Consider the following 10,127-nt stretch of genomic DNA (forward strand, 5'->3'; position numbering starts at 1 on the left):
CTGGCTGGCCCCGTTGCGCAAATCCGAATGGGTCGTCTATGCCAAGCCGCCGTTCGGCGGCCCCGACGCGGTCTTGGCTTATCTCAGCCGCTACACCCACCGCGTCGCCATCTCCAACAGCCGCTTGATCAGCGCCGATGCCGAGACGGTCGCCTTCCGCTGGAAGGACTACCGGATCAAAACCGGCGACCGGCAGAAGGTCATGCGGCTGGCCACCGACGAGTTCATTCGCCGCTTCCTGCTCCATGGGCTGCCCGACGGTTTCCACCGCATCCGCCATTACGGCCTGCTCGCCAGTGCGGGCCGCAAGACCAAGGTCGCAAAGATCCGCGCTCTGCTTGGAGCGGAAACGGCCAAACAAGATGGTCCGCCAAGCGCTGAGGCGATCCCGCGCACTCTGAGAGAGCCATGCCCCGACTGCGGTGGCCCGATGCGCATCATCGAGATCTTCCGACGCGGTCAGAAACCCAGAGCCCGGGCGCCACCGCGAAAGCAGGCCGCATGACAAGACGCCCGTCACATTGGCCAAAGCCGACCCGAAAACACCCTGCATTCCGGGATCGGATCGCTTTGCGCTCAATAACACTGAGCACCGCAAAACCGTCAAACTCGACAGCGACGAGACCGTCAAACCTGCTTCCGATCAACGCATCCCACACCCTCAGGTCGGCGCTTTGGCTTCTGTCGTCAGCGCTCAATTCCACAACAGACGCCCGCGGCCCCGCGCTTTCCCCATAGGTCCCACCCAGCCTCCGNGAAGCAGCCGTTTGGCATGGTTCTGCCGAACGGCTAAATCGTACGCCAGGAGCAGACCTCGATCACCCAACGTAATCTGGCATCTTGTGTTGCTTGTTCAGACCGGAGGTCCGAATAAAAGGGGGTAGATGTGGCCCGTGCCCGCAGACTCGTCGATCTGTTCCCCTGATGGTGGCCTGGTCATAACTCGAAAGGATGAGGGTTAGCGAACAGGTGAAGAACACGGGTTCCAAACGGGTGGGAATGTAGCGAGAACCCGAGGGGCCGCGCAGACAGATGGAGAAAGAGCCCGCGGGTACGAGGGGGACCGTTTGGCGGGCTCTAGTTTGGGGCCAAGATCTTCTTGGCTGCCCTCATCGTGACAGAACGGCTGACGTTGTCCAGTAAGTCCTTCTGTGTAGCTGACCGATCGGGAACCGGCACTTGTAGCCACCCGGTTTCAATCTTCAGGCCCCGCGAAGTTCCTGATCAGCGAGGCGAGATCCGGTTCATCGACGAGGAGGGCTGCATCCTGCGGCGTTAGCCAAGCCATTCTTCGCTCGCCTTTTTCCGGCCAGCTTGCTCGATGCTTTTTCACCTCGAGCGGATAGACAAGCACTTGAAGCCGTTCAAAATTACCGACGCCCCGCTTCCAATACGTGTAGCTTCCCGCCGGTTTGCTTGTCACTTTGCCGACAAGGCCCGCCTCTTCGTAAGCTTCCCTGGCAGCGGAGTCCGACTTCTTCTGCCCCTTCTTTCGCCAACCCTTCGGAATGATGAACCGGCCGGTATCGCGCGACGTGATCAGGAGGATTTCAATGGATTTGGATTCTGAAATGCGAAACGGCAGGGCGGCCACCTGTTGGCGCTGTGCGTACTCGTTCGTCGATTGCGTCTTTTCTTTCTTTATCATTTCGAGAGAGATTTAGTGCGCCTGATGCTAGAGGCAAACCGGCTGCAAGCCCTCTGATGAATTGGACCAGGCCTAAAGCTTGGCGATGTCATCGACCAAATATTCCACCTGATACCGCACGGAGTGGGCTTGCTCGCTCGCTGCTCGCCAAACCGCGCGGCTGTACTTCCCCGGTTGCGATCCAATCGATCGCCACGAGGCAGCCGAGCACAACGATATAGAGCAGCAAGTCGCGCATGCTGGAAGTGTACCACAGATATAATTAGCTAACGCTAATATTGTCGGTCGCCCCCGACCGCTCCGGCTGGCCTGCCTCTTGGCGAGGCACACGTACGTGTTCGGACAGGCTGCCCTTATAGCAAGTTCATCGCCCAAAGTCGGCGGAGCTGCCGTTCAATCGCCATCAATCGCGACCATCAGCAGCAGGCGTATTGATCGCCAGCCTGCTCACGCGCTGATTAGCCGTAAGCCGATCGGAAGCGGGCTTTGCCAGCGAGAGTTCCGGCAAGCTCAAATGCGCAGGGACCAGATTTCCGTTCAAGCTGCATTCATGCAAAACGCGCTATAAGTCATTGAAAGACAAACCGATGGTGGTCGCCTAACAACACTGGCAGGCGCTCCAACTATGCCCGGAATCCGGAAATAGGCGGAGTAAAATCAAGACAGTTTGTCGCATGACGCCTGCCCTCCTCCAGGGAGGTGAAAACGTGAAACGCGCCCTTTTGAAAATTGCCGCGACCGGTATTCTCTTGCTTGCTCCGGCGATCGCTCAGGCGGCAGAAGGCTTCGCGACGGCGAACGTCAATATGCGCGCCGGCCCAAGCACGGCGTATCCGGCGGTCACCATAATCCCGGCTGGCGAATCCATCGAAATCTACGGCTGTCTTGCCGACGTGCCCTGGTGCGACGTGGAGTTCTACGACGGCCGTGGCTGGGTGCATGGCCGATATATCCAGGCACTCTATCAACAGCGCCGCGTTTATCTCGGGCCCCAATACTATCGTCGGCTCGGTATTCCTGTCGTCGTCTTTAGCTTCAGCAGCTATTGGGATCGTCACTACCGCGACCGTGAGTTTTATCGCGACCGCGATCGCTGGCGTCGCGGACCGAACTTCTATCGCGGCCCGGATCACCGTGCGGAACCCTCGCCGCGCCGCAGACGTGAATTCGAGCAGAGTCCAGCTCCGCTCCCGGAATTCGACCGGAGATTGGAGCCGAGGCCCGATTTTAGCCGCACCCCTGAGCGACGCCGGGACTTTGACGATCGTCCGGAACGCCTCCCGGATTTCGATCGCGCGCCCAACCGCAGGCGTGATATCGACAGGCAGCAGGACTTTGACCGTGATCTGCGCGGCGGCGGCGATCGCAACCGCCGGAACTTCGAACGGGGAGGCGATGATGGCAATCGCGTCATCCGCCGCGGCGACGACAATCGTGGCCGCAGCGGTGGTGACAAAGACCGCCGCGGGCCGCAGCGATCTGTCTGCCAACCTGGCGATCCGGACTGCCCGAACTAATGCGGCCTGGGCGGCAGAGATGCCGCGCTACACCCTGATTCTCGGTGGCGCGGGGGGGGGGGTGGGAACCGACGTCCGAGAAGGGTAGAACTAGGCCAGCGGGCGGCGCTTCGCTTCGAAGCGCCGCTCTTGAGTGCTACAGCTCCACTTGCTCGGAAATGGCCAAGGCGTCGTCCACCTCTATTCCAAGGGACTGCACAGTGCTTTCCAGCTTCTTGTGGCCGAGCAGGAGCTGGACGGCGCGCAGGTTGCCTGTCTTCTTATAAATGTGGGCCGCCTTCGTCCTCCTCATCGAATGTGTGCCGTGGCGCTTCGGATCAAGCCCGCTGCTCGACACCCACCGTTCGACGATCCTGCCATACTGCCGCGTCGGCAGGTGCGGCTTTGCGTGCACGCGGCTCGGAAACAGGTAATCCCATTCACCGAGCCTGCGACGTCCAATCCAGGCACCGACAGCCTCCCGCGTTTGATCGGTCAGTTCGAACTGCACTGGTCGGCCTGTTTTCCGTTGGATGATGATCCGCCCGGTCGCGCACCCTTCCGGAGATTGCAACATCGGCAACCGAGATCGCCACGAGATCACAGGCTCGCAGTTTGCTGTCAATCGCGAGATTGAACAGCGCCAGGTCGCGTGCCGCACCCGACATCTGCAGGCGGGTTCGGATGGCCCAGACCTCCTTCGGTTTCAATGGAGGTTTCTGACCGATGATGCGGCCCGAGTTCCAGCTAGACATAGCCTTGCTCCCAAGAGCCACCCTCCACTGCCGCAGCGCTCACCCGTCAAGCCGCCCAATGATAATCCTCCTGGAAGTGACCTTTCGGGTCGAATCGAGCCATGCGCCGGCCAGCCTGCTGATGACAGCGTTGAGTGCACAGCGGAGGAATTTGCCTCTAACAATTCGACGGGCGCGGAGTGATTTGCCAGGAAAATACCCAACTGTCTTGCACCAGCCGCACGCGCTCTCCTGGCCCCGTTGCCTACGATGGCCTCCCGGGCCCGGCATCCAGCATCCAGAGCTGGCTTGTGATCCGCCGAGCGGCGCGCTCCGAGACTGACACTGGATGAAACCTGAGGGCAGTTGCTATTCTCGAAATAAAGGCGCAGGGTCCAACCTTCAGTAGCAAATGTTACGGGCGCTATTGCTTGAGGGCTAGATACCCTGGCCCCAATCAAGGAGGGCGCCATGTCTTCCACCATACGCAATATATCGCCTTCCGATAGGGAAATGATCCGGTCAGTCTTAGACGAAGCTGGCTATCGCGCGGATGTCCTTGTCGATGATCCGAGATTTTTTGAGACTGCCACATTGCTGGTCACTAAGCTGTTGCTTGCGGGTGTTGAATCCCGGTCGGGGCTAGCGGCGAAGCTCGAATGTCAATTGGGCATGGCCGGCAAGCACAGGCAACTGCCCGGAGCGCGGTTGGGCCGTTACGCTATCCAAGGTCTACCGCTCGAGCTGCAACGCCTCACGAGATGAGCGACGTTCCTCGCGCTCGGTCATTTTGCGGTTCTTCCGGGAGACGCTTGTAGAGGCCTGCCGGGGAGGAGATCTGGAAAATCGGTCAAGCCGAAATTTCTCCATCCCGGTGGCCAACCGCCTTTCGGGTCACCCCGGATCGATCGGCACCGCCGGTTCAGGACTATACCTCGAGCTAACGGCCCACCGGCTCCTTCGGAGATAAAGTCATGCCCCAACCGTACTGCTCAATATCTTACCTCCGGATGAGCGTCCTTCTATCAGCAACTCTGGTTTTCAGCTCGAGCGCATTTGGCCAAGTGACACCGCCGGTGCCGGCCAATGCCGAGGCAAGCCGCTACGGATCTGGCTGGGAGTGCGATCGCGGGTTCAGAAAGCAGGGCAATTCCTGCGCCGCAGTGATGGCTCCCGACCACGCGTTCCTGACGAATAAATCCTATGGCAAGGGCTGGGAATGCCACTACGGATTCGTTGAAGAGGGCAACCGGTGCCTTGCCGTCCAGGTGCCTGCAAATGCCTATCTTGATCCCTCCTATGGCGATCGCTGGAAATGCATGCGGGGGCATCGCCGCAACGGCACTGGATGTGAGCTCATCGAGGTGCCGGATAATGCGTTTTTGTCGGACACGGCCCTTAATCAGGGATGGGAATGTGAGCGCGGTTACCAGAATATCGGACGCAAGTGCGTAGCGTTGATCGTTCCGGAGCACGCTTATCTGACGACCAGCGGGAACGAGTGGATTTGCGATCGTGGTTTCGAACAGAAGGGCGAAACCTGCGTTGCCGTCCAAATTCCGGAAAACGCATTCTTCGTCGACACATCCTATGGTCAGAAATGGAAGTGTGATCGCGGGTTTGAATCGAAAGGGACCACGTGTTCAGAGGTCAAGCTTCCTGAGAATGCGCATTTCGATCCTTCCGGTAACGCCTGGGAGTGCAACCGACCGTATCGGCTCCGCAGCGGCGTCTGCAGCATGGAATAGCGAGCCCCTAACACAAAGGCGGCTTCAGCCGAGGTATGCCGCAGCGCGGCGCGTCCAGTCAGGAAGCGCTACGGCGTTTTTTCAATTCATATGGCGTAAAGCTCAACCCGCAAAGCCGTGCAAGCAGTATTCCCGACCTGCGCTTGCGACGTCTTGGTAAAGGCGAAACGCCAGCGGCTAACGTTGGCGCTGGAAATTCATCTCAGCAAATGGGGGTGGTTATGCTGCGTGATCGGCGGCATCGGCGGCGTCACGGAATGAAACGAGTTTCTGGTTTCTATCGTCCCAAAGGACCAGCCTGACACACTGAAAGCTTTCCCAAAGAGTGATGCGACCGATACGCGCGAGTTGTGGGTGGTCGCGCAGAACCTCCGGCAATCTGTAGTAAGGGATCCTGCTCGACAGGTGATGCACGTGATGAATGCCGATATTGCCGGACAGCCATCGCAGTACCAGCGGCAGGTCATAGTGGGACGCACCGTGCAGGGCCGCCTGGGGAAAACGCCAATCCTCGCCGGCCGACCAGTGCGTCTCTTCAAACTGGTGCTGCACGTAGAAGAGCCAGATGCCGGCCGTGCCTGACAGGAGCACGATCGGCAGGTGGATCAACAGGAAGGGCAGGAATCCAATCGCCCGAGCCATCAAGGCGGCGCCTATCCCGATCGCAACGTTCGTGGCCATCGTCGAGATCCAGGGCAGCGCACCGCCGGTCATCATTCCGAACGGCAAGCGCTGCTTGAGGAGAAAGAGCCACGCGGGGCCGATGCCGAACATTACCAGCGGGTGCCGATAAAGACGGTAGCCGAAGCGCTTCGTGAGAGAAAGTGAACGGTATTCTGAGATCGTGAGTGTGGTGATATCGCCGACACCCCGCTCGTCCAGATTGCCGGCCGAGGCGTGATGAGCGGCGTGCGCCCGGCGCCAGTAATCATATGGGGTCAGCGTAAGCACGCCGATGGCACGCCCTGTCCAATCGTCGAGGCCTCGGCGAGCGAAGAACGAGCCGTGGCCGCAATCGTGCTGGATCATGAAAAGCCGCAGGAGGAAGGCTGCGGCCGGAATGATTGCGATGAGCCCGTACCAGAACCCGCTGGCGAGGGAAAAATAGGCGACGGCCCAGAAGCCGGCGAACGGGACGATGGTGACAAGAAGCTCGAAGGCGCTGCGTCCAATGCGGGGCTGACGGTATTTCGCGAGGGTCTTCAACCAAAGTGCGGCATCATTTTTGGCAAGCGAAGCCGGCGGGCAGACATGTGCATTCATCAAAACTGGTCCGTGTTCCTCGACTCATAAATCATCTGCCAGGCCTGTGGCCTTGCGCCTGAGCTTCAGTTGCAATGGCTGAAGGTGTCAGGCCTGACGAGCCTTGCGTGCCGCATAGCGACGATCGCGCTCGGCTTTGCGGGCAGCCTCGGCCGCCAGGTCTCGTGAAGCGCGATCGGCAATTTCAGCCTGCTGGGCTTCGGCTTCTCTCCGCTCCTTGGCTTCGGCTGCCGCCATCTCTGCTGCGGCTTCCGCCCGCCTCAGCGCTTCGCGTTCGGCACGACGCGCCTCGCGTGCAACCGCCACCGTTTCGCGGGCGGCAAGCCGCTCCTGCATCTCCGGGTCAGTTGCCTTGGGGGCGGCGGCGAATTTTGCCAGAAGCTGACGCTTGGCTTCGGCCGCAGCAGTACGGCGCTCCGCAAAGCCATTGTCGTTCGGGTGTCTCAATGGAAATTCCTTAATTCTCGCGGGTGACGAGCCGGTCACGCTCTCGGAAAGAAAAGGCGGATGTCGTGCCGGCAAATAGAGCCTCAGAACAGAAAAAGGCCAGACATCCGCCTGGCCTTCTCGAACTTCTTGCCGCCATGCCAGTACATCCGTGGTCATCGGCGGCTAAAAGCTTTAGGCAGCGCGGAGCTGGCCTGCGGACATTTTGCCCGACTTGTTGTCGCGCTCGAGCTCGAAGCCGAGCTTCTGGCCTTCGACGATCGAGTTCATTCCGGCGCGCTCGACGGCCGAAATGTGAACGAACACGTCGGCGCTGCCGTCGTCAGGCTGGATGAAGCCGAAGCCTTTGGTGGCATTGAACCATTTAACTGTGCCAGTGGTCATAACGAATCCTTTCTTAGCAACATTGATCACCGCTGGGCGACGCACAGCGGGCATTTTTCGACTTTTGAAAGGAGAAGTTCGTTAAGAAGCGCGAGGCGCAGCAAAAACAAATATCGGCAAACAAAGTATCGATGGACGCCAGTACAGCTTTTTGACGGTCGCGTCAACTTCTTGTTTCGAGTTTCGCAGATATACTACCAATAGAAGTCGGCGAATGAGGTCACCCTGCCGCGTTGCCACGCAAGGGGGACGCCGGGAAGCGCGTGAAGGTCGTGACGTCACATGCCCCGCCGCGGCAGAGGGTATGCATCGGCTTCGTAAAGCCTGCGTATCTGTTGACCATCGTAACGGGCCTCGTCGACCTCCAGGATAGAGCCGCGAAGCATCGAAACCGGCATATCCTCGATCGCAAAACGAAGTGCTTCGGCGGCCGATTCAAACCTCTTGTACCGAAGGCGGCCCGTTCTTCTCACTGTCTTACAGGGATAAAGTCCTGCGGCGGCACTGTAATCAAACGTCGCCATGGGGCCGCTCCTTGGGGGCGAACAAAGCGTTGGCGGTCCTCATGCGCTTCTCAAGGCGCCTCTGCCTTTCAACTGGTCTGAGTTCCCGCATCCTGCGGATTTGTCGGGCGCGTATCTCCTGCAGCTTGGCAGCATTTGAGCCCTCGGGCATCGTGCGCGAGAACAGGCTTTCCGCCACGTGGCGGGTCGTGTCTTTCATAAGGGTATCCTAAGACTGGATGCGCGCCGGGTTAACGTCCGGCGCGCTTATCTCCTGCCAGGGGCGGAGTTCGAAACGTTGCAAATCGGGAGTCGCCAAGCAGCAGGACGAACCGGGGGATCAGGTAGCCGAAAGGCTGAAACGCAGTGTTTATTTGGTGACGCGTACTGTCCATTCAAGACGGCGACCGCTGCCCGCCGAAGAGCGCAACGCCCCTGGCGTCACCGACGCGGTAGAACCTATATGCCAGGCGGCCTCTGATCCGGTGACAGTCACTTCTTCTTCTTTCCGAGACTTAACCCGCTGTTCGCAAACTTTGCGGTCGTGCCCTGTAGGCTCGCGACCGGAGCCACGGTCTTGTCTTTTTTCGGCTTTCGCGTTTCGCGGTTGCTTCTAGCTTGGCCTTTGGCCATCTGATGCTCCTGAATTTTCGGGTGGTCGTCGGCTGCGCTGGGGCGTCACCGCACTCTTACTCAGCAAGGACGAAGCTTTGCGCTTCGAAAGCAGGAAAGCCTGCCGGCTCGCGCTGCCAAGTTGAACCGTTTGATGCGCGGCGCTGCCGCTGGCTCGCCTTTACCATTATGCTGAAGCCGAACGTTTTCGCCGTAACCAAAATCGCTGACGCTGACGAGATTACGAGCGACGATGTGAAGGTGAAGGTCGGAAGACATGCTGTCCTCCTTTCATTGGGGCCAGGACACCAAGGCCCCGAAGCAGCAGCGCCCTGACAATGGCTGCTGACGCCGAGAACATGCGCCCTTTAGCAGCCAAGCGCAAGGGCGCTGGCCGCTTTGCTATTTGTCGCATGATCTTCTCGTGGATGACGCAACGGATCGCACAGTTCTCCGGTAACAGGCGACACTCGCCTCTAGACCAGGCCCTCTATGCAGAGATCGTACCACGCCTGCTGAAAGTTGCGCGTCGGGACTGTTGGCTCGCTTACCGTCGAGGACGTGATACCGACCCCGGCCAGCATCCGTGGTCAACGGCCTTCATTTCCCTGCGTCTCCACATCATGCAACCGCTTGAGGAGCACTCTTATATTCCTTGGGAGTTTAGGTCTGACTCTGAACACGGGAAGTGATCGGAGAAAAGCGACGTTGTAATCGGTTGCCATCACCTGCCGGATATGCGTCGCCACGTCCCTGTGGGGCTTCGTCATGTCGCCTTCCTAAAGAGGAACAATACCACGACTGGAAAAAGGGTTCGTGGCGGACCAGGAGGCACAAATGTCCACTTGGGGGGCAACACGGTAATTCGGGTCGCTGCGAATAAATGACCTCAAAGGGTCGATGGGAGCCGTTCATCACAGGCTCTGTGCACGGCGTGTTGTGAGGATGTTCCCGTTATGTGCTTCTAAGATCGCAGGCGAGAAAATGCGGCATCGCTGCCGCACTAGGCGCCGTTAAAGCGCTCCACGAACCGGATAACGTCGTTGACCATCGGGGCCTCCCAAAGATCATTATGACCGAAGCCGTCGTAGATCAGCATTTGCTTGGGTGTGGGTGCGATTTCATAGAGCGCCTCGCCCGAGGAAAGCGGAATGACAGGGTCACGCCGACCGTGGATAAACAGCTTCGGTTGCCTGACCTTCGCTATTCTTAGATCGGAGCGGAACGGATCCTTGATAAGGAGTGCAACCGGAAAGTAGGGGTAAATCGTCTGAGCGAGCGACAGCACCGAC

The 10,127-nt window shown here is 59.2% G+C and carries 14 protein-coding genes and 1 pseudogene; 5 read left to right on the forward strand and 10 right to left on the reverse strand.

All coding sequences use genetic code 11. From position 1 onward, the window contains the following. Both ATC00_RS20085 and ATC00_RS33270 read left to right on the forward strand, forming a co-directional pair. On the forward strand, positions 1 to 505 hold a 505-nt coding region (locus tag ATC00_RS20085), incomplete at its 5' end, for an IS91 family transposase (protein ID WP_173827779.1). Between the two features lie 16 nt (positions 506 to 521). Beyond that, on the forward strand, positions 522 to 755 hold a 234-nt coding region (locus ATC00_RS33270; protein WP_206744267.1), incomplete at its 3' end, for a hypothetical protein. A gap of 440 nt (positions 756 to 1,195) precedes the next feature. On the opposite strand, the gene ATC00_RS20090 is transcribed toward ATC00_RS33270, so the two are convergent. Continuing rightward, positions 1,196 to 1,648: an NUDIX hydrolase gene (locus ATC00_RS20090; RefSeq protein WP_064254100.1), complete on the reverse strand. Its 453-nt coding sequence runs from the start codon at positions 1,646 to 1,648 to the stop codon at positions 1,196 to 1,198. A 707-nt stretch (positions 1,649 to 2,355) separates the two neighbouring features. On the opposite strand from ATC00_RS20090, the gene ATC00_RS20095 reads away from it, so the two are divergent. Further along, a complete protein-coding gene (locus ATC00_RS20095; RefSeq protein WP_064254109.1) occupies positions 2,356 to 3,165 on the forward strand; it encodes an SH3 domain-containing protein in 810 nt (269 codons plus the stop codon). Positions 3,166 to 3,301: 136 nt separating this feature from the next. Here the strand turns inward: ATC00_RS20095 and ATC00_RS32250 are convergent. Beyond that, positions 3,302 to 3,899: pseudogene (locus tag ATC00_RS32250) on the reverse strand (tyrosine-type recombinase/integrase). Positions 3,900 to 4,349: 450 nt separating this feature from the next. Here ATC00_RS32250 and ATC00_RS33620 point away from each other — a divergent pair. Together ATC00_RS33620 and ATC00_RS20110 are read left to right on the forward strand one after the other, a co-directional pair. Continuing rightward, positions 4,350 to 4,643, forward strand: a complete 294-nt coding sequence (locus ATC00_RS33620; RefSeq protein ID WP_064254101.1) for a hypothetical protein — start codon at positions 4,350 to 4,352, stop codon at positions 4,641 to 4,643. 209 nt (positions 4,644 to 4,852) lie between these two features. Beyond that, positions 4,853 to 5,626 (forward strand): hypothetical protein, encoded by a 774-nt coding sequence (locus ATC00_RS20110; protein WP_153045256.1) that lies wholly within the window; start codon positions 4,853 to 4,855, stop codon positions 5,624 to 5,626. Between the two features lie 219 nt (positions 5,627 to 5,845). On the opposite strand, the gene ATC00_RS20115 is transcribed toward ATC00_RS20110, so the two are convergent. From ATC00_RS20115 to ATC00_RS20145, 8 genes are all read right to left on the reverse strand, one after another. Further along, entirely contained in the window at positions 5,846 to 6,889 is a 1,044-nt protein-coding gene (locus ATC00_RS20115) for a fatty acid desaturase (RefSeq protein ID WP_064254103.1), read from the reverse strand. Positions 6,890 to 6,976: 87 nt separating this feature from the next. Then, a complete protein-coding gene (locus tag ATC00_RS20120; protein ID WP_064254104.1) occupies positions 6,977 to 7,336 on the reverse strand; it encodes a DUF6481 family protein in 360 nt (119 codons plus the stop codon). Positions 7,337 to 7,510: 174 nt separating this feature from the next. Next, a complete protein-coding gene (locus tag ATC00_RS20125) occupies positions 7,511 to 7,720 on the reverse strand; it encodes a cold-shock protein (protein WP_064254105.1) in 210 nt (69 codons plus the stop codon). 278 nt (positions 7,721 to 7,998) lie between these two features. Further along, positions 7,999 to 8,244 carry a hypothetical protein gene (locus ATC00_RS20130; RefSeq protein WP_064254106.1) on the reverse strand — a complete coding sequence of 82 codons (246 nt, stop codon included), beginning with the start codon at positions 8,242 to 8,244 and terminating at the stop codon, positions 7,999 to 8,001. Then, positions 8,231 to 8,443, reverse strand: coding sequence for a hypothetical protein (locus tag ATC00_RS20135; protein WP_064254107.1), 213 nt, complete (start codon positions 8,441 to 8,443; stop codon positions 8,231 to 8,233). The genes ATC00_RS20130 and ATC00_RS20135 overlap by 14 nt, the downstream gene beginning before the upstream one ends. A 272-nt stretch (positions 8,444 to 8,715) precedes the next feature. After that, positions 8,716 to 8,856, reverse strand: a complete 141-nt coding sequence (locus ATC00_RS32995) for a hypothetical protein (protein WP_162843171.1) — start codon at positions 8,854 to 8,856, stop codon at positions 8,716 to 8,718. Positions 8,857 to 8,916: 60 nt separating this feature from the next. Then, entirely contained in the window at positions 8,917 to 9,114 is a 198-nt protein-coding gene (locus tag ATC00_RS32255) for a hypothetical protein (protein WP_153045257.1), read from the reverse strand. 724 nt (positions 9,115 to 9,838) lie between these two features. Then, positions 9,839 to 10,127: alpha/beta hydrolase (locus tag ATC00_RS20145; protein ID WP_161951932.1), on the reverse strand; the 289-nt coding region annotated here is incomplete at its 5' end.

The sequence above is a fragment of the Sinorhizobium americanum genome (assembly GCF_001651855.1).
Taxonomy (GTDB): domain Bacteria; phylum Pseudomonadota; class Alphaproteobacteria; order Rhizobiales; family Rhizobiaceae; genus Sinorhizobium; species Sinorhizobium americanum.